18 protein-coding genes are annotated in these 18975 nt (G+C 63.0%); 13 read left to right on the top strand and 5 right to left on the bottom strand.

Annotated features, from left to right (window positions below; all coding sequences use genetic code 11):
- Position 1: 1 nt before the first annotated feature.
- Positions 2-1321: an MFS transporter gene (locus LFT43_RS14385; RefSeq protein ID WP_395797847.1), complete on the bottom strand. Its 1320-nt coding sequence runs from the start codon at positions 1319-1321 to the stop codon at positions 2-4.
- Positions 1322-1386: 65 nt separating this feature from the next.
- Between LFT43_RS14385 and LFT43_RS14380 the strand changes: the two genes are divergently transcribed.
- On the top strand, positions 1387-2361 hold the full coding sequence (locus LFT43_RS14380) for a LysR substrate-binding domain-containing protein (protein ID WP_395797845.1): 975 nt from the start codon (positions 1387-1389) through the stop codon (positions 2359-2361).
- A gap of 34 nt (positions 2362-2395) precedes the next feature.
- Positions 2396-3325, top strand: a complete 930-nt coding sequence (locus LFT43_RS14375; RefSeq protein ID WP_395797843.1) for an N-acetylglucosamine kinase — start codon at positions 2396-2398, stop codon at positions 3323-3325.
- A gap of 104 nt (positions 3326-3429) precedes the next feature.
- Here LFT43_RS14375 and LFT43_RS14370 read toward each other — a convergent pair whose 3' ends face one another.
- On the bottom strand, positions 3430-4473 hold the full coding sequence (locus LFT43_RS14370; protein WP_395797841.1) for a pirin family protein: 1044 nt from the start codon (positions 4471-4473) through the stop codon (positions 3430-3432).
- Positions 4474-4523: 50 nt separating this feature from the next.
- On the opposite strand from LFT43_RS14370, the gene LFT43_RS14365 reads away from it, so the two are divergent.
- The 8 genes from LFT43_RS14365 to LFT43_RS14330 all read left to right on the top strand — a co-directional run bounded on the left by LFT43_RS14365 (position 4524) and on the right by LFT43_RS14330 (position 12649).
- Positions 4524-6323 carry a beta-galactosidase gene (locus LFT43_RS14365; protein ID WP_395797839.1) on the top strand — a complete coding sequence of 600 codons (1800 nt, stop codon included), beginning with the start codon at positions 4524-4526 and terminating at the stop codon, positions 6321-6323.
- A 10-nt stretch (positions 6324-6333) separates the two neighbouring features.
- Positions 6334-6792, top strand: a complete 459-nt coding sequence (locus LFT43_RS14360) for an NUDIX hydrolase (RefSeq protein ID WP_395797837.1) — start codon at positions 6334-6336, stop codon at positions 6790-6792.
- Between the two features lie 136 nt (positions 6793-6928).
- Complete coding sequence (locus LFT43_RS14355; RefSeq protein WP_395797835.1) at positions 6929-8014, top strand: ABC transporter ATP-binding protein; 1086 nt, start codon at positions 6929-6931, stop codon at positions 8012-8014.
- Positions 8014-8724, top strand: a complete 711-nt coding sequence (locus LFT43_RS14350) for an ABC transporter permease (RefSeq protein ID WP_395797833.1) — start codon at positions 8014-8016, stop codon at positions 8722-8724. The genes LFT43_RS14355 and LFT43_RS14350 overlap by 1 nt, the downstream gene beginning before the upstream one ends.
- Positions 8721-9467, top strand: coding sequence for an ABC transporter permease (locus LFT43_RS14345; protein WP_395797831.1), 747 nt, complete (start codon positions 8721-8723; stop codon positions 9465-9467). Before LFT43_RS14350 ends, LFT43_RS14345 begins: the two co-directional genes overlap by 4 nt.
- On the top strand, positions 9464-10408 hold the full coding sequence (locus tag LFT43_RS14340) for a glycine betaine ABC transporter substrate-binding protein (RefSeq protein ID WP_395797829.1): 945 nt from the start codon (positions 9464-9466) through the stop codon (positions 10406-10408). Before LFT43_RS14345 ends, LFT43_RS14340 begins: the two co-directional genes overlap by 4 nt.
- 116 nt (positions 10409-10524) lie before the next feature.
- A complete protein-coding gene (locus tag LFT43_RS14335; protein ID WP_395797827.1) occupies positions 10525-11745 on the top strand; it encodes a pyridoxal phosphate-dependent aminotransferase in 1221 nt (406 codons plus the stop codon).
- A gap of 49 nt (positions 11746-11794) precedes the next feature.
- Positions 11795-12649 (top strand): polyphosphate kinase 2 family protein, encoded by an 855-nt coding sequence (locus LFT43_RS14330; RefSeq protein WP_395797825.1) that lies wholly within the window; start codon positions 11795-11797, stop codon positions 12647-12649.
- Between the two features lie 76 nt (positions 12650-12725).
- Here LFT43_RS14330 and LFT43_RS14325 read toward each other — a convergent pair whose 3' ends face one another.
- Both LFT43_RS14325 and xseA read right to left on the bottom strand, forming a co-directional pair.
- Positions 12726-12968 (bottom strand): exodeoxyribonuclease VII small subunit, encoded by a 243-nt coding sequence (locus tag LFT43_RS14325; protein ID WP_395797823.1) that lies wholly within the window; start codon positions 12966-12968, stop codon positions 12726-12728.
- A gap of 3 nt (positions 12969-12971) precedes the next feature.
- Positions 12972-14273, bottom strand: a complete 1302-nt coding sequence (xseA, locus tag LFT43_RS14320) for an exodeoxyribonuclease VII large subunit (RefSeq protein WP_395803102.1) — start codon at positions 14271-14273, stop codon at positions 12972-12974.
- Between the two features lie 260 nt (positions 14274-14533).
- On the opposite strand from xseA, the gene LFT43_RS14315 reads away from it, so the two are divergent.
- Positions 14534-15412: a hypothetical protein gene (locus LFT43_RS14315; protein ID WP_395797821.1), complete on the top strand. Its 879-nt coding sequence runs from the start codon at positions 14534-14536 to the stop codon at positions 15410-15412.
- A complete protein-coding gene (locus LFT43_RS14310; RefSeq protein WP_395797819.1) occupies positions 15409-16494 on the top strand; it encodes a 4-hydroxy-3-methylbut-2-enyl diphosphate reductase in 1086 nt (361 codons plus the stop codon). Before LFT43_RS14315 ends, LFT43_RS14310 begins: the two co-directional genes overlap by 4 nt.
- Before the next feature lie 16 nt (positions 16495-16510).
- On the opposite strand, the gene rmuC is transcribed toward LFT43_RS14310, so the two are convergent.
- Positions 16511-17749 (bottom strand): DNA recombination protein RmuC, encoded by a 1239-nt coding sequence (rmuC, locus tag LFT43_RS14305; RefSeq protein WP_395797817.1) that lies wholly within the window; start codon positions 17747-17749, stop codon positions 16511-16513.
- A 122-nt stretch (positions 17750-17871) separates the two neighbouring features.
- Between rmuC and ychF the strand changes: the two genes are divergently transcribed.
- Positions 17872-18957: a redox-regulated ATPase YchF gene (gene ychF / locus LFT43_RS14300; RefSeq protein WP_395797815.1), complete on the top strand. Its 1086-nt coding sequence runs from the start codon at positions 17872-17874 to the stop codon at positions 18955-18957.
- Positions 18958-18975: the final 18 nt, after the last annotated feature.

Genomic DNA, 18975 nt, shown 5'->3' with positions numbered 1-18975 from the left:
GCTATCTTCCCTGCCCAGCCGGTTTCACTGAGGAGACGACGACGGCGTCCTCCCGCGCCGGGGAGCGGTGCACGACGGCGGTGATCACCGCCGCCGTGCACCCCAGGGCGATGACCGCCCAGGCGAGTGCGCTCCACCCGAAGGCCTGGAAGGCGAGCCCTCCGGCCCAGCCAAGGATGCTGGAACCCAGGTAGTAAGACAGGTTGTACAAGGAGGCGGCCTGCGCGCGTCCGCTCGTTGCGATGGTGCCGGTCCAGCCCGCTCCGATGCTGTGGGCCGCGAAGAAACCGCCAGTGAAGACCACCAAGCCCGCCAGGATCGCGGCGACGTTGTCCCACAGGGTGAGTCCAAGGCCGGCCGTCATGGTCGCGATGCCAGCGAGCAAGACCGTGCGGCGGCCAAAGCGCATGGACAATCCCGCTCCCCAACGGGAGCTCACTGTCCCGGAGAAATAGGCCAGGAAGATCAGGCTTACCACGGTGGCTGGCAGCCCGAACGGCTCCGCGTGCAGGCGGAATCCCAGGTAGTTGTAGACAGCCACGAAGCCACCCATCAGCAGGAACGCCTGAACATAGAGGGCGAGCAGCCGTGGATTGGAGGAATGGGCTGCCAAGGTCTTCATCGCGCCGCGGAAACCTCCAGCCGAACTAGGAGTGAAGCGGCGCGGTTTCGGAACCAGCAGGATGAACAGGGCGGCTGAGACCGTGGCAAGGATGGAGACCGCAAGGGCGGCGGCCCGCCATCCCCACAACTCGCCGATTGGCCCCGCGAGCAAGCGGCCGGCAAGCCCGCCGAGGGTGGTGCCGGCTACGTAGCTTCCGGCGGCCAGCGCGGCGTGCACTTTGTTGACCTCTTCGTTGAGGTACGCGATAGCGATGGCAGGAATGCCGCCCAACGCCATGCCCTCCAGTGCCCTCAGGCCCAGGACAAGGGGAAAGGTGGGGGCCATGGGGACGAGCAAGCCCAGGACAGTGGCTGCCGCGATTCCAATGGCCATGGCACGGACCCGGCCGATCCTGTCTGCCACGAATGACCACGGCAACACCGTCGCCGCGAGTCCTACAGTGGCCAGGGAAATGGTGAGTGCTGCCTCGGCTGCCGTGATGTGGAGCTCGTTTGCCATGAGTGGCAAGACTGCCTGGGTGGAGTAGAGCTGCGCGAACGTGGCGACGCCGGCGAGGGCCAGCCCGGCAAGGATCCTCCGATACGCAACGGAGCCCTTCAGGTGGCCTTCCCAGGGGGATTCGGTGGTGCTCTTGAATGCTGCGCTTGTGCTCACCCTTTCACGGTACGGCGGGCCGAAGTGATGATTCCAATGCATGATTCGTTTATGATTGATAGCAAAATTGGATGAAATCTTTCGCGGACAGCCTGGAGGGAGAACGTATGGACATTGAACACAAGCAATTGGTTCAACTGCTCCCCATGCTCCCCCTGCTTGCCGAGCTGGGCCGGACGGAACACATCACCGAGACGGCCGAACTGCTCGGAGTACCCCAATCGACGGTGAGCCGGGCGCTGGCCCGGGCCAGCGCCGTCGTCGGGACCGAACTGCTCATCCGGGAAGGCCGCGGCGTCCGGCTCACCCCCGCCGCAAAGACGCTGCTTCCGTACATCGAATCGGCGCTTGCGGAATTCCAGGCGGGGCTGGACGTGGTCCGCCACGAATCCGATGTTGTCCGCGGCCGAATCGCGGTGACCTTCCAACACACTTTCGGCGAAGCAACGTTGCCGCTGCTCATGAGCGCGTTCCGGAGCCGGCACCCCTCCACGGCATTCGAACTCAGCCAAGGAGCGCGCGCCGCTTGCCTCGAATCGCTCATTGCGGGAGACGCCGACTTCGCCTTGACGGCGCCGGTGGCAGCCTCGGGCAGGAACCTCGGCTCGGCAGCGCTGTACCGGGAGCCCTTGCGGCTGGTGGTCCATCACCGCCATCCGTTGGCCCAGCGGTCCACCGTGCGGCTCGCGGAGTTCAAGCATGAGCCGTTCGTTTCCATGGGGCCAGGGTTCGGCCTGCGATCGCTGACCGACGCGATATTCCGGGATGCGGGCTTTCGCCCGAGGGTTGCCTTCGAAAGCCAGGACTCGCACACCATCCGCGGGCTGGTGTCCGCTGGATTGGGATACAGCATTCTGCCACCCGGAGGACTGGGGCCGGGACCTCAAGGCGTACTGGATTCTACCGACCTGGGCTGGGTGGAGGTATCGCTTGAGTCGGAGCTGGCTTACCGGGAGATTGGGATTGCGTGGCGCCAACGACGCAAAGAACCCGACCCCGTACGTCTTTTCCGTGAGCTGGTGCTTTCCGAGGGCCCCGGGCTGCTCGCGGGACTTGTGAAGGCGCGCTCCGGAAGCCAGTAGGATCACCCAGCGCGCCCGCGCTACGCTTTTGGACGTGGAGACTGCAGAGAACACGACCCCCTGGCCCGACGACGCATCGGTCCCGGCTACGGTCATCGGCCTGGACATTGGTGGCACGAAGACCCGCGGGGTGCGGTTCGAGGACGGTAAACCGGTCCGCGACGAAAGCACGGGCAGCTCCAACGTCCAGAACGTGAGCCGGGAGGTGGCGGCCGCAAATCTCGCGGAGCTCTTCGCGATGATCGGGGGCGGCCATGTGGACCGCGTCCTTGCCGGTGCCGGCGGAATCGACACCGACGCCGATGCCCGTGCCCTCGCCGATTTGATTGAGCCACATGTTCCTGGCGCACAGGTCACGGTGGTCCACGATTCCCGCCTGCTGCTGGCGGCAGGCGGGGCAAGCACCGGAGTGGCCGTCATTGCTGGGACTGGGTCGGCCGCCTGGGGAAAGAACGCCGACGGCGAAGAAGCCCGTGCCGGCGGGTGGGGCTTTCTTCTGGGCGATGAGGGCAGTGGTTATTGGCTGGGCCGGGAGGCGGTGCGGCACAGCCTTCGGCGGATGAACAAAGGGCTGGAGCCCGATGGCCTCACGGTGGCCCTCCTGGAATCCTGCGGGGTGGACGACCCCAATAAGCTCATCGCCTTGTTCCATTCGGAGGACACGGATAGGCGGTACTGGGCCCAGCGGGCGGCTGCCGTGGTGGAGACCGCCCGCGAAGGGCTTGAGATCAGCCGCCAACTGCTGGACCAGGCAGGACGGGATCTCGCGGAACTTGCGGCGCAGGCCGTTCGGCAACTTGGCCTCCATGGACCGGTGATCCTGGGCGGCGGGCTCGGAATGAATGTAGAGCCATTGCAGTCCGCTTTCCGGGCAGGGTTGGCTGCGCACGGAATCACGGATATTCGGGTCTTGGACCGGGAGCCTGTGTTCGGTGTGCTGCAGATCCTGGCCGAACAGGCCTAGAACACCGCGGATGGATGGCCGACGCGGAGAAAGACTGGCGACGCGCGAATACCCTGTGTGTCAGCCCTGATGTGTATCGCCAGGCTGTTTGGATGTCGGCAGCCCTACTCCACGGCCCTGTTCCGTGTCCTCGGCTTGAGCTGGACTCCCGGCATGGGCGGTGCGGGAATTCGCCCAGCCTCTGCACCGGCGTCGGGCCCATGGCCATTGATCAAGCCGAACCGCGCTGCGCGGGCATCGTCGTCGACCAGGAGCGCCTGGGCTTCCCAGTCCCCGCGCGCTTGCTCTACTTCTTCATGCGTCCGGCCCACGAAGTTCCACCACATGAGGATGTCTTCTTCGAACGGTTCGCCACCCAGGACCATGAAGCGGGTTCCGGGAGTTGCCTCGAGGCGGAGCGATTCCCGGCCGGTCCCGAGGAAAGCCAAGGGGCCCGGGTCAACTGTTTGGCTTTCGATCACCACGGAGCCGTCCAAAACCAGGATCGCGTGTTCGAAGACCGGGTTCAGCGGCAGTTCGACGGCGCCCGAGGCCGAGATCTCGGCGCCGACAATCGGGCTGTACATACTGGCGGGGGAGCGCTGCCCGGCGAATTCGCCCACGAGCACGGTGGCCCTGAAACTGTCCGTCGCGACTACCGGCAGATCGACGATCTGCTGGAACGACGGCGCCCGGTGCCTTACGGCGTCCGGCAACGCAACCCACAATTGCAGGCCGCGGGACAGTGGCAGGGGAGCGCCGCCGTCGGGCGGGTTCGGGTGAAGTCCTGCCGGCAGGACGGCGAACTCGGAATGAGAAATGCCGCGCCCGGCGGTCATGATGTTCAACTGCCCGGGACGGACTACGACGTCGCTGCCCACGCTGTCGCGGTGCCGCACCTCGCCCAGGAGCGGCCAGGTGACGGTTTGCAACCCCGTGTGCGGGTGGGGGAGGACGCTCATCGCCACGCGATCCGGGCCGAAGCTATCCAGGAAGCACCACGCGCCCACGGTCGGCAGGCCACGCTGGGGGAGGGTGCGGGAGACCGTCATGTTGCGGACGCCGCCCAAGGGAACGTTGCGGGATGGCCAAAGCTGCACACAAGGTCCTTGGCCGGGGTGGCCGGCAGGGCAGACTTCCTGGGACGGGGCCGTTTCCAAGTTGGTCACGATACAACTCCATGTGCTGAAATGTTGTAAAATGTACTATTCTGTTTCGCGTGAACAATGCCGTTTTGAGCTACCACGACGCCATCCTTTACCGTTCCGGGGAACGCCACCGCATCCTTGCCGGAGCCATCCATTACTTCCGCGTACACCCGGACCACTGGCAGGACCGGTTGCGCAAGCTCAAAGCCATGGGCGCCAACACCGTGGACACCTATGTGGCCTGGAACTTCCACCAGCCTAGTCCCGATAGTGCACCGGATTTCACTGGGTGGCGGGACCTCGGCCGGTTCATTGATCTCGCTGCTGAAGAAGGGCTTGATGTCATTGTCCGCCCAGGTCCCTACATTTGTGCAGAGTGGGACAACGGCGGCTTCCCTGCGTGGCTCACGGGCACGCCTCGGATCGGACTGCGTTGCCTCGACCCTCTCTTCACGGCCGCGATTGAGCAGTGGTTTGACCACTTGATGCCCATTATCGCCAGCCGCCAGTCAGCCACGGGAGGACCGGTGGTGGCCGTGCAGATCGAGAACGAATACGGCAGTTATGGCGATGACCACGACTATATCCGTTGGAATCGCCGCGCACTTGAAGAGCGCGGAATCACTGAAATGCTGTTCACTGCCGACGGTGGGGCGGACTACTACCTCGACGGCGGCGCCATTGACGGGACGTGGGCGACGGCGACCCTTGGCAGCCGCGGCGACGAAGCGGTGGCCACCTGGGAACGCCGCCGTCCAGGCGAGCCGTTCTTCAACGTCGAGTTCTGGGGCGGCTGGTTCGACCATTGGGGCGAACGCCATCATGTGCGGGATGCCGCTGAAGCCGCCGCGGAGGTCCGGAAAATGCTTGACCTGGACGGCTCCGTCTGCATTTATATGGTCCACGGAGGCACCAATTTTGGGCTAGGTTCCGGTAGCAACCACGATGGCTCCCGTATCCAGCCCACCACTACGAGCTACGATTCAGACGCTCCTATCGCGGAGAACGGAGCCCTCACCCCTAAGTTCCATGCGCTCCGGAGCGAGTTCCTGCGGGCGCAAGGGATCGAGGAGTTTCCCGAGCTTCCGCGAGAGCTACTCGCCGAGCCGGCGGTGCTCCCCGCGCAGACTTTGCCGCTGGCGCCCGGCCCGGAACTTTTGGCGCTTGCCAGGGCGGCCGGCGCCGCTGTGCCAAGTGTCCGGCCGCTGAGTTTTGAACAATTGGGGATCGACGCCGGCATGGTGCTGTATTGCGCCGAGGCCGTGCTTCCCGGAAAGCCCGGGATCCCGACGGAATCCGCCCTTCGAATCACGGGTTTGAACGACCGCGCCTACATCTGGGTGGATGGCGCCTTCGCCGGAATCCTCGACGACGTCACTGCGGCGGAAGGCCTGAAGGTCACCGGGACCGGGGCAGCGGTCAGGGTGGAGATCCTCGTAGAGAACCTGGGGCGGATTAACTACGGCCCCCTCACCGGACACGGCAAAGGAATCCTCGGCGGAGTCCTGGTAAATCAGCGGTACACCTTCCATTGGACGCAGACGCCGGTACGGATCGCCGAATGGGCCTCCAAGGAGATTGAGCAACTCGCCGGGGCAGAGTTCGTGGCGGGGGAAGCGGCGGACACGTATCTCGCCCTGCCGGACTCCGGCAAAGGCTTTGTTTGGATTAACGGCTTCCTTCTTGGCAGATACTGGGGCATCGGACCCCAGCAGACGCTTTACGTTCCGGCGCCGCTCATCCGTGCAGGCAGCAATACCATCAAAGTGCTTGAACTTGAAAAGACCGGCACGGTGGTGGAACTTCGTGAAAGCGCCGATCTTGGTGCAACCGACAACTCGGAGATCGCGGCAGCGTTGTTGCCCGCTTAGGCTGGGCTCCATGAGCATCCAGTTCGACACCCGGCCGGCCGCATATGGAGTTGTCATCCGTGACGGAGCAATCCTCCTCGCCTATTGGAAGCAAGACGGCAAAGAAGGCTGGACCCTTCCCGGCGGAGGCCTGGACTTGGGGGAGCATCCTGTGGATGGTTGCCGCCGCGAGATCCAGGAGGAAACCGGGTACGACGCCGAGATCGGGGCGATGCTCGGGATCGACGTCGGCCACTGGCCGGGCGAGGAGCGCCTGGACGGATCGGACCGTGATTTCCAGGCGATCCGCTTGGTCTACGAGGCCAACATCACCGGTGGCGAACTGACCCACGAGATAGACGGCAGCACTACCCATGCTGCATGGGTGCCGTTGGGCAAGGTGCCCGGACTAAACCGTGTTTCCCTGGTGGATATCGGCCTCCGTTTGCACAGTGAACGGCCCGTCAACGGAAAACTCCCGACGTCCTGACCGTTGCCGATTCATTACGGTCTTCGCGCCTGCGCTGACATCGTCGGTGGTGCTGGTTAGGCTGTAGAAACATCACGTCACTGTTGCTTGATTTCCATTGTTGATATTGCAGCCCAATAGTTAGGTAAGCCCGGGAATGGCTGAAGCCATGATTGAGTTCCAGAGCGTCACCAAGCAGTATCAGGGCGGGCAACCCGCTGTTGACGGATTGAGCATGTCCATCGATAAAGGTGCCATCACGGTGTTCGTCGGGCCGTCGGGCTGCGGGAAGACCACTTCCCTGCGGATGATCAACCGCATGGTGGAGCCGACGTCGGGCACCATCACCGTGGCTGGCAAGGATGTTTCGAACGAACCGGCCGCTCAATTGCGCCGCTCCATGGGCTACGTCATGCAGTCCTCCGGGCTCATGCCCCACCGTTCCGTGCTGGACAATATCGCCACTGTTCCAAGGCTCAATGGTGTCTCCAAAGCGGCGGCCCGCAAACGCGCGGAAGAATTGCTCGACGTCGTCGGGCTGGCTTCCGTACTCGGCAAGCGGTACCCGTCCCAACTGTCGGGCGGCCAGCAGCAGCGTGTCGGCGTGGCACGCGCGCTCGCGGCGGACCCGCCGGTATTGCTGATGGATGAGCCGTTCAGCGCGGTGGACCCCGTAGTTCGTGACGAACTCCAACAGGAACTCCTCCGGCTTCAGCGCGAACTGGCCAAGACCATCGTCTTCGTCACCCACGACATTGACGAGGCCACCGTTCTGGGCGACAAGGTGGCCGTCTTCGCCGTCGGGGGCAAACTGGCGCAATATGCGGCGCCGGAAGAGATCCTCCGCGCTCCTGCCAACGATTTCGTGGCCTCTTTTGTTGGCCGCGACAGGGGATTCCGGCACTTGGCCTTCAATGCGGCCGATGCCGTGCCGGTGCATCCGGTCAAGACGGTTGAAGCGCCGCAGCTTGCTGCGGCCCGCAGCGAATGGGCATTGGTGCTCGACGGCGACTCCCGGCCCATGGGATGGGCCTCGCCACGTGACGGTGCCGGGTTGATTCCCGGAGGTTCCTTGTTCCGGCGCGGCGACACGCTCCGCCGAGCGCTGGATGCCGCCTTGTCCTCACCGTCGGGCTTGGGCGTGGTAGTCGACGACGACGGCAGGCTCGCCGGTGTCCTCAAAGCCGAGGAAGTCCTGGCGCTGATCGAACAAACCCGGCACAACCGGGAGGACGCCCCCTGATGGAATGGTTCCTGGCGAACAGCGGGATGGTCTTCGAGCGGGCCGGCGAGCACCTTATCCTGGCTTTGATTCCCATGGTGCTCGGCCTGCTCATTGCCGTGCCACTGGGCCAGTTGGCTCGGAGGAACCGAACGCTGAGGACTGTGGTCACCACCGGAAGTTCCCTCCTGTACACCATTCCTTCCCTGGCGCTTTTCATTATTCTGCCGCCGATCCTGGGAACCCGAATCCTGGATCCGCTCAACGTGGTGGTTGCCCTCACCATCTATGCCGTTGCGTTGTTGGTAAGGGCTGCCATGGACGCCTTCGATTCGGTGGACGATGACCTCCGGATGGCGGCAGTTTCCATGGGTTTCAAGCCGACCGCACGGTTCCTGCAGATCGACCTGCCCCTTTCCTTGCCGGTGCTCTTCGCGGGCCTGCGCGTGGTGTCCGTCAGCAACATCTCCCTCGTCAGCGTCGCCGCGCTCCTGGGGGTCGGAAATCTGGGAATGTTGTTTACCGACGGCCTGCAGCGCACGTTCGTCACTGAGGTAGTGGTCGGCATCATCGCCATTCTTCTGCTTGCCCTCGTCATGGACACGTTCCTGGTCCTGCTGGAGAAGGTGCTGACCCCCTGGACGCGGGCCAGTGCCGTAACCGCCAAGCAAGAAACCAAGGCAGGGCTGGCGATCGCGGAAACCCGGATCCACGCGGAGGCGGCCCGATGAGCAACATCTTCGTGGACACGCTCACTTGGCTCACGGATCCGGTTCACTGGTCGGGAAGCAGCGGAATCGCCACCAGGCTCCTGGAACACCTGCAGTATTCCGCGCTGGTCCTGGTGATTGCAGCGGCCATCGCCGTACCGGTTGGCCTCTTCATCGGCCACACCGGACATGGACGCGTCGTCGCCGTGGCCTTCGCTGGTGCCTTGCGGGCCCTCCCCACCCTCGGCCTGCTCGTCCTGTTTGCGCTGTTGGCCGGAAGCGGACTCATGCCGCCTGTCTGGGCGTTGGTCATCTTGACGGTGCCACCCCTTTTGGCCGGGACGTACGCCGGGATTTCCAGTGTGGATCCGACTGTGGTGGACGGGGCCCGGGCCATGGGCATGACCGAACTCCAGATCTTGTTCCGTGTGGAGCTGCCCAACGGCCTGCAAGTCATGTTTGGTGGCATCCGCACTGCGGTCCTGCAGGTCATCGCGACGGTTTCCGTGGTGGCCTACCTTCCTTTGGGCGGCCTGGGGCGTTATCTTTTTGACGGACTGGTCCTCCAGGACTTCCCCCGCATGCTGGGCGGGTCACTGCTCATCGCGGCGTTGGCAATCGCCGTCGACCTCATTCTGGCGCTGGCGCAGAGGATTCTGCTCCCGCCCGGACTTTCCATCGATTCCAACGGTGACCACAAGGCCGCCGGAGATCTCGCAGCCGCTGCACCAGCAGGGGCTGCCATTCAAGGAGGTACCGCATGAAGCACCCCGTCACCCTGACCCGCCGCAGGCTCGGAGGCCTAGCGGCCGGAGTCGGCGTTGCGCTTGCCCTGAGCGCATGTGGCGGCAGCCCGCTGTCCACGCCATCCACCAACGCTCCCTCCGGGGCCGGGGGATCGCTGACCGTGGGTTCGGCCGATTTCCCGGAGAGCCAGGTCATTGCCGAAATCTACGCCGGAGCACTGAACGCCGCGGGCGTCACCGCCACCACCAAACCCAATATCGGATCACGCGAGATCTACTTCAAGGCTGTCCAGGACGGTTCGATCGATCTTGCCCCGGATTATTCCGGCAACCTGCTGTCCTACCTTGACGCGAACGCTACCCAGGTCTCGGCAGATGACGTCTACAAGGCGCTGCCCGGAAAGCTTCCGCAGGGATTGGGAGTGCTGGACGCTGCCAAGGCCGAGGACAAGGACGCCATGGTGGTTACCAAGGCCACGCAAGAGAAGTACCAGCTCAAGTCCATCGACGACCTCGCCAAGGTCTGCAAGGACCTCACGATGGCGGCACCGGCAACTTTTGAGACCCGCGCCTACGGTTTCCCGGGTCTCAAAGCCAACTACAACTGCGTGCTCAAGGGCTTGAAGCCGTTCAGCGATGGCGGCGGCAACCTGACGTTGCAGGCTCTGCTGTCCAACGACGTTCAGGTTGCGGACATCTACACCACCACTCCGTCCATCCAGGACAACGCACTGGTGGTGTTGGATGATCCCAAAAACAACTTCAAGGCCCAGCAGGTCCTCCCGCTGTACAACAAGGCCAAGATGACGGACAAGGCAAAGGACGCCCTCAACGCCGTGTCCAAGATCCTGACCACGGACGACCTCATCAGCCTCAACCGCGCAGTCAGCGGCAACCAGAAGCAGAACCCCAAGGACGCCGCAGCCGCATGGCTCAAGGACAAGGGGATCGTGAAGTAACCTTCACGGGAAATGCTCGACGGCGGCGAGGAACCCTTGGGGGGCCTCGCCGTCGTCGTCGCGAATGTGAGTGATGTCTCAAGTGAAGTACATCCCCGGTATGGCATATTTGATGAATGGCAGAATTCAAGCAGTCCACCAAGCTTCATAATGTCCTTTACGACATCCGTGGACCGATTCTTCAGGCCGCCCAGCAGATGGAGGCAGAGGGTCACCGCATCCTCAAACTGAATATCGGAAACCCGGCACCGTTCGGATTTGAAGCCCCGGACGCGATTTTGGTGGACATGATCCGCCACCTGCCCCATGCTCAGGGATACAGCGATTCGCGCGGTATTTTCTCGGCCCGCACCGCCGTCTCGCAGTACTACCAGACCCGCGGCATCCAAAACATCCATGTAGACGACATCTACCTTGGCAACGGCGTCAGCGAGCTCATCACTATGTCGCTCATGGCCTTGCTGGAAGTGGACGACGAGATCCTCATCCCCACTCCGGACTACCCGCTCTGGACCGCCTCGGTGGCGCTGGCCGGCGGCCGCCCTGTCCACTATTTGTGCGACGAAGAATCGGGCTGGCAGCCCGACCTTGAGGACATGGAATCCAAGATCACGCCTCAAACCAAGGGCATCGTGGTCATCAACCCCAACAACCCCACGGGTGCCGTGTACCCGGAGGAGACCCTCAAGAAGATCGTGGCCCTGGCTGAAAAGCATGGCCTGGTGGTGTTTGCGGATGAGATCTACGAGAAGATCCTCTACGAAGACGCTGTCCACGTGAATCTTGCCGGGCTCACCGGCGACGACGTCCTGTGCCTGACGTTCAGCGGCCTGTCCAAGGCGTACCGGGTGTGTGGCTACCGTGCCGGCTGGATGGCCATCTCCGGTCCCAAGAAGGATGCCGCCGACTACCTCGAGGGCATCAACCTGCTGGCCAACATGCGTTTGTGCGCCAACGTGCCGGCACAGCATGCCATCCAGACCGCCCTAGGCGGCCACCAGAGCATCAATGACTTGATCCTGCCCGGCGGTAGGCTCCTTGAGCAGCGAAACAAAGCCTACGATCTGCTCAACGCGATCCCCGGAGTCAGCACACAGCAGGCCAGGGGTGCCCTTTACCTGTTCCCGAAGCTTGATCCCGAGGTTTATCACATCCGCGACGACGAGAAATTCGTCCTCGATCTGCTCAAAGAACAAAAGATCCTCGTCTCGCACGGCCGGGCCTTCAACTGGGTGCGTCCGGACCATTTCCGCATGGTGACCCTGCCAAACGTCAAGGACATTGAAGAAGCGATTGGGCGCATGGCGGACTTCCTCGGGCGGTACCAGGGCAACTAGCCTGTTGTGCAAGCCGCGACGAATGCGGCAAGACCAAAGGGGAAGTCAAATGGCCGGGACCATGGAGTTCACGAGGCAGGTATCCACGGTCTTGAAGGCCGGAACGGGATTTTCGCTGGATGCAGTAGACCCCGAATCGACTCCCGGCTACAAGGGGAAGAAGTCCGACGGCGTCGCTTTGCTGGCAGCCCAGGATGGTCGTTTGGATGTCCTGCAGGAGATGCTCTTTGCCGAGGGAAAATTTGGCAGTCCCAAACGGGTGCTGTTGATCCTCCAAGCCATGGACACTGCCGGCAAAGGCGGGATTGTTGAGCATGTCGTGGGATCGATGGATCCGCAGGGAGTCAAGGTTGCCCCGTTCAAGGCGCCGACAGATGAAGAGAAAGCCCACGATTTCCTCTGGCGGATCGAGAAGGCCTTGCCCCCCGCCGGATTCGTCGGAGTCTTTGACCGTTCCCACTACGAGGACGTGCTGATTCACCGCGTGCACGGGTGGGCTAATGAGACTGAATTGGAACGGCGCTACGCGGCCATCAATGAGTTCGAGGCACGCCTCGTCGAGCAAGGCACGGCGATCGTCAAGGTCATGCTGAACATCAGCCGCGATGAACAGAAAGCGCGCCTGCTGGCCCGATTGGATGACCCTTCCAAGCATTGGAAGTACAGCACGGGCGATCTCAAGGAACGCGCCTTTTGGGATTCCTACATGGAGGCCTATCAAATCGTCTTCGAAAAGACGTCAACCGAGGTGGCGCCATGGTATGTGGTTCCCGCCAACAAGAAATGGTTCGCGAGGATCGCGGTGCAAGAGCTTCTTCTGGAGGCCCTAGGGAAGCTGGATCTGAGCTGGCCGAGAGCCGACTTTGATGTGTCCGCAGAACGGGCGCTGGCTGTACAATCCTAAGGTGCCGGTGGCACGTGCGCCTCAGCCACCTTGCGCCAGCGCGAGATGCTCAGCGCCCGGCCGTCGCAAATCTTCGCTATTCCTCGCTCTTGCTCCGGGCGGCGGCTAGCCTCCTGCGGGCACCTTCCAACCACTCTTCACAGCGCTTGGCCAGCGCCTCGCCGCGTTCCCACAGCGCGAGTGATTCCTCAAGGCTTGCTCCGCCGGCTTCAAGACGGCCAACCACGCCCATTAGTTGCTCGCGGGCTTCCTCGTAACTGAGGGCGTCCAGGTTCTCCGCCGAGGCTTTGGCCTCAGGGGAGGAGTTCTCTGCTGTCATCTCTTAATCCTCGTTCTGCTGTTGCTTGCTTGGGTGTCCGGAAGGTCCGGAAGACACGGCGGACAGGCGGCCTTCCGCCAACCGCAGGGTCAGCTCGGTTCCATCCGGGGCTTGGTCCGGGCTCCGGACAACATCGTGGCCGATGCCGTCCGCTCCCGTCACTTGGACCACCGCATAGCCGCGGTCCAGTGTTTTTTGCGGGGACAATGCCCTTACCTGAGCGTGGAGGTGGTGCATCTGGTCGAGTGCCCGGACGACGGCGGAGCTAACCGCCGTGTGCGCGTGTTTCCGGAGTCGCTCAACGTCCTCTGCCCTGGCCGTGACCATTCCCTCAGGGGAAGCAAGCACGGGGCGTGACCTCAACGCGTGGAGGCGATCCGTTTCGCGGTCCACCAAGCGCCCCACGCTACGGTGCAGTTGCTCGCGGGCTTGCCGGACCCTCGCCAATTCCTCGGCGACGTCCGGCACGATCCTCTTCGCGGCGTCAGTGGGCGTGGACGCCCTCAGATCCGCGACGTCGTCCAGGATAGGGTGGTCGGCCTCATGGCCAATTGCGCTGACCACGGGAGTAGCCGCGGCAGATACTGCCCGTACCAGTTCCTCGTTGCTGAAGGGAAGCAGATCCTCCAACGCTCCGCCGCCGCGGGCGATCACGATCACATCGACGTGTGGATCGGCGTCGAGTTCCCTGAGGGCAGCCAGGATCTGAGTGACCGCGGTGACCCCTTGGACAGCTACCTCGCGGATAGCGAATTCCACGGCTGGCCAGCGAAGGGCCGCGTTGCGCAGCACGTCTTTCTTGGCATCCGAATCGCGGCCTGTGATCAGCCCGATCCGGTGCGGAAGCAGAGGCAGACGTTTCTTCCGCGACTCTGAGAACAACCCTTCGGTGCCAAGGGCCTGGCGCAGGCGCTCGATCCTCGCGAGGAGATCTCCGAGGCCAACAGGACGGATGTCTTTGATCGACATGTTGAGCCGGCCGGTCTTAAGCCAGAATTCGGGTTTCACCAGGGCGACGACGCGTGAGCCACGCTCCAAGGGCACCTTCTGGCGGTCCAGAACGTTGGACCACAGCGACGCGGGCAAAGAGATTTCAGCGTCCGTGTCCCGCAACGTCACGAAAGCGCTGCCACCACGGCGGTTGAGTTCGATGACTTGGCCTTCGATCCACGCCGCCGGGGCCCGTTCTATGTGCGTCTTGAGCTTGCGGGACAGCAGTTGCAACGGCCAGGGATTGTCCGGCGTGGTCTCCGACGCCGTGGCAGGCAGTGTTGACTCTGCATCGGAAGACTCGGCAGTTGGCAACGGCTGTGGGGTGCCGCCGGGTACGGCATCATAGGACACGCGGGTAGCCTCCTGCTGGTGCCTGGTGCATGGTTCCGTCCTCGCTGGTACGTTGCTAGGGGCTGCCGGAGGCACTGCTGCTATCAGTGCCGGTAAAAAGTTTGCTAGCTAAAAGTTGGTGGCAGGCTTCCAACTCTATCCATACCTTGTAGCACGCATGACCGACATTTACTGGTGGTCGCCCCGACTGGAACTGCTGTACTCCAACCCTGAGGAATCCATTGCGCACGTTCGTCTCTGCAATCGCAGTGATCTTTGCCCTTCTGCTCACGGGAATCGCCGTCCCCATGGCCTGGACGGACGCCAACATCGTCCGGGAAGAAGGGTTCGTGGGGCTCACTGCGTCGCTCGGCAAGGACCAGGCGTTCCAGGCCCGCCTGGCGGCTACCGCCGTCGGAAGCCTTGAATCCAAAGTCAACCTACCTGCGTCGGTGGAACAACTGGGTGCCTCGTTCCTTAAGAACGCTGCCTCGTCCATGTCCACATGGCCGGAATACCCCCAAGCCTGGAACGAAACCGTCCGCCGGAGCCACCAGCTGAATTTTGCAGGCAGTGCTGGCTCAGCGAACTCAGGTGCGCTGACGTCACTGGTGCTCGACGTCGGGCCCCTCGCCAAGCTCGCGGCAGACCGCCTGCGCGCAACAACCGGCCTCCCCATCACGCCCCCGGATTCCATCCAGATCAGCATCGGAGGTCCGGGCCAACGCCAGCAGGTAGACACAATCTCCGCGTACGCGCCGATGTGGTGGATCCCCGCCCTGGGCGCCATCCTGTTGTTGGCCTTGGCTCTGTTGGCTGCCAGGCGCAGGGGAGCGGTTGTCTTGTTCGCCGGACTGGGGTTGGCGGCACTTGCAGGACTGTGGCAAGTGGCCGCCACAGTCTTGAAAAGCGTAGGTGATGCAGGACTGGGGGGCACCGCCACGGGCGGACAGTTCGCTCAGGAGTTGGTGACCGCATCCGTCGACAACTTCACTGGCTGGATCGTCGTCGCGGGGATTGCCGGGGGAGTCCTTTCGCTTCTCGGCCTGCTCGTGGTGATCCTCGCACCAAAAGCCAGGCCGGGCGTGCGGGCGAACGCTGCCGGTAGCATGGAGGGATGACCAGCTCAGCAGTTTCCATTCCGATGCCCACTGTCCCGCGTAGGCGTCGGACGCCGGACGAGGTGCTGGCCGCCGCCCCGGTGGCCGGCCCCAAACGAGTCCTGCTCGCGGCTCCCCGCGGATACTGCGCAGGAGTCGACCGCGCAGTCATTGCGGTGGAGAAGGCACTGGAACACTATGGGCCGCCCGTATACGTGCGCAAGCAGATTGTCCATAACGTACACGTCGTCACCTCGCTGGAGGACAAGGGTGCCATCTTCGTCGACGAGACGGATGAAGTACCCGAAGGCGCCCTGGTGATCTTCTCCGCCCATGGAGTGTCCCCGGCCGTAGTGCAGTCGGCCGAAGACCGTGGCCTGCGCACCATCGATGCCACGTGTCCCCTTGTCACGAAGGTGCACCGCGAAGCCGTCCGCTTCGCCAAGGAAGACTACGACATTCTCCTCATCGGCCATGACGGTCACGAGGAAGTGGAAGGCACGGCCGGCGAAGCTCCCGACCACATCCAGATCATCAACGGACCGCACGAAGTGGACAAGGTGACCGTGCGCAATCCGGCGAAGACCATCTGGCTTTCACAGACCACGTTGAGCGTGGACGAGACCATGGAGACGGTCCGGATGCTCAAGGAACGGTTCCCCACGCTGCAAGATCCGCCCAGCGATGACATTTGCTATGCCACCACCAACCGCCAAGTGGCCATCAAAAAGATTGCCCCGCAGGCGGACCTGGTGATCGTGGTGGGATCGGCGAATTCTTCCAACTCTGTGCGGCTTGTCGAAGTGGCGCTTGAGTACGGCGCCAAGGCCTCCTACCGGGTCGATTTCGCGAACGAGGTTGACGAAAGGTGGTTCGAAGGCGTTGCCACAATTGGCTTGACCTCGGGCGCTTCCGTTCCCGAAGTCCTGGTCCAGGACGTCCTCCGCTTGCTGGCTGACTATGGCTACGGTGCTGTTGAAGAAGTGGTGACAGCGGAGGAAGATTTGTTGTTCTCCCTGCCGAAGGAACTGCGCGCCACCCTCAAAGAGGCCGGAGACGTTACACGCGCGCTGGGCGGACGCGGGAACCGCCCGACGTCGTAGGCGGTACCCGGCGGTCCTAGGCCGCGGATTCTCCTTCGATTAGTTCGGGCGCAGCCAGGGTCCGCGGTACTGCTTCGACAGGGGGCGGTGACACCAGGCCGTCAGTGTCCATGGCATTGAGTTTCCGCGCCGTGGGCAAGACGCGAGCTTCCAGTGTTCCGACGAGTGCGTTGTAGCGATCCACTGAGGTCTTCAACGAGGAGCCCAGCTTGCCCACGTTGTCGCCAAGGGTGCCCATGCGTTCGTACAGCTGCCGGGCGAGTTCGAAGAGTTCCCGGGCGTTGTCCGTCAAAACGTCTTGACGCCAGGTGAAGGCAACGGACTTGAGAACGGCCAGCAAGGTACCCGGCGATGCCAGGACCACGTTCCGGGAGAGAGCGTGGTCCAAAAGCGCCGGGTCCGCTTCCAGGGCGGCGGCGAGGATCGACTCTGCCGGCAGGAAGCAGATCACAAGCTCGGGCGAGTTGCCGGGGATGTCCCAATACTTTTTGGACCCTAGGGCATCCACATGGGACTTGAGTGCCTTTGCATGAGCCAGCAGCAAGGCCTCTGTGCTATTTCCTCCCGACTGCATGCCATGGCTGTCCGTCTGCGTCCAATTGCCCGCCGGGTGTCCTGTGGTGCCCTGTTCTTGGGCAGCGAGGTAGGACGCCAGCGGAACTTTGGCATCCACCACCAACTGCTTTCCCCCCGGCAACTGGACAACCAGGTCAGGCCGGACGGCGTTGTCCATGGAAGGGGAATGCACCTGCTCGTGAAAATCGACGTGCCGCAGCATGCCCGCGGCTTCCACCACCCGGCGCAGTTGGACTTCACCCCACTGCCCCCGCGCACTGTTGGACCGCAGCGCGGAGGCCAGGGCGTGGGTGGAGCGCAGCAGCTGCTCATCGGACAAGCGGGCTTCCTGGAGCTGCTGGGCAAGCTGGCCGTACTGCTCCAAACGATCCCTTTCCAGAAGCGAGACCTGTTGCTGGACAGCCGTCAGTTTCTCGGCAACGGGGGCAAGGGCGCGCAACACACTGCCGTCCTGGTTCCTGGACTCGTTCAGTTCGCGGTTCTGCGACAACAGAAGGCGCCGTTCGGCGTCGGCGGCTGCAAACTGGGCGTTCACTTCGGCAAGCCGCTCCGAGACGGCGTCGAAATCTTCTTCAAGGGCGACGTTCCGGCGCCGAAACAGGACGAACCCTGCGACAATGCCGGCGGCGGCACCGAGAAGAAGCATCAACAACGCGAGTATCACTGCAAAACCATCCATGTCACCAACCTTGGCACAGGGGTACGACAAAATAGGGAAGGGGGCTCACGGCACCCGGGACCGCGGTCCTCGGTTCTTCTCGGCAAACGGACAATGGGCCTCAGCGGGTAGAATCAATGCTCGTGGCTCTTACTATTGGCATCGTCGGACTGCCCAACGTCGGCAAATCAACCCTTTTCAACGCACTGACCCGCAACCAGGTGCTGGCCGCGAACTACCCGTTCGCCACCATCGAGCCAAATGTCGGCGTCGTCAACCTGCCGGACGCGCGCCTGCAGAAGTTGGCCGAGGTCTTCGGATCGCAGCGGCTCCTGCCCGCCGTCGTCTCGTTCGTTGACATCGCGGGAATCGTCAAGGGCGCCTCGGAAGGTGAAGGCCTGGGCAACAAGTTCCTTGCAAACATCCGCGAGGCAGAAGCCATCGCCCAAGTCATCCGCGTCTTCGATGACCCGGACGTCGTTCATGTTGACGGCAAGGTTGATCCCCGGTCCGACATTGAGACGATCAACACCGAATTGATCCTGGCCGACCTCCAGACGATCGAAAAGGCCATTCCCCGGATCGAAAAAGAAGTCAAGATCAAGAAGCGGGAAGCCGCGGAACTGGCAGCAATCCTGGCTGCCCAGGCCGTGTTGGAACGTGGCGACACGATCTTCTCGTCGGTCAAAAGCGACAAGCTGGAGATGGAGCACCTCAAGGAACTCAGCCTCCTTACGGCCAAGCCTTTTATCTACGTCTTCAATGCCGACGAGGGCATCCTGGGCAGCCCCGAAAAGCAGGAAGAACTCCGCGCTATGGTGGCCCCGGCGGACAGTATCTTCCTTGACGCCAAGCTCGAATCGGATCTCGTTGAACTCGACGAGGAAGAAGCCCGCGAGATGCTCGAGATGAACGGCCAGGACGAATCCGGGCTCGATCAGTTGGCGCGCGTAGGTTTCCATACGCTCGGACTGCAGACCTACCTCACGGCCGGACCCAAGGAAGCGCGCGCCTGGACCATCCACCAGGGCGACACCGCTCCCCAGGCCGCAGGAGTCATCCACACGGATTTCCAGCGCGGATTCATCAAGGCCGAAGTTGTCTCCTTCGATGACCTCATCGCCGCCGGATCCATGGCAGAGGCCAAATCCCGCGGCAAGGTCCGCATTGAAGGCAAGGAATACGTCATGGCCGACGGCGATGTGGTGGAGTTCCGCTTCAACGTGTAGCCGCGTTCCGCTTCAACG

It is taken from the genome of Arthrobacter sp. FW306-04-A, assembly GCF_044358315.1.
Lineage (GTDB): Bacteria > Actinomycetota > Actinomycetes > Actinomycetales > Micrococcaceae > Arthrobacter.
This window is presented reverse-complemented; position numbering and strand designations above follow the sequence as displayed.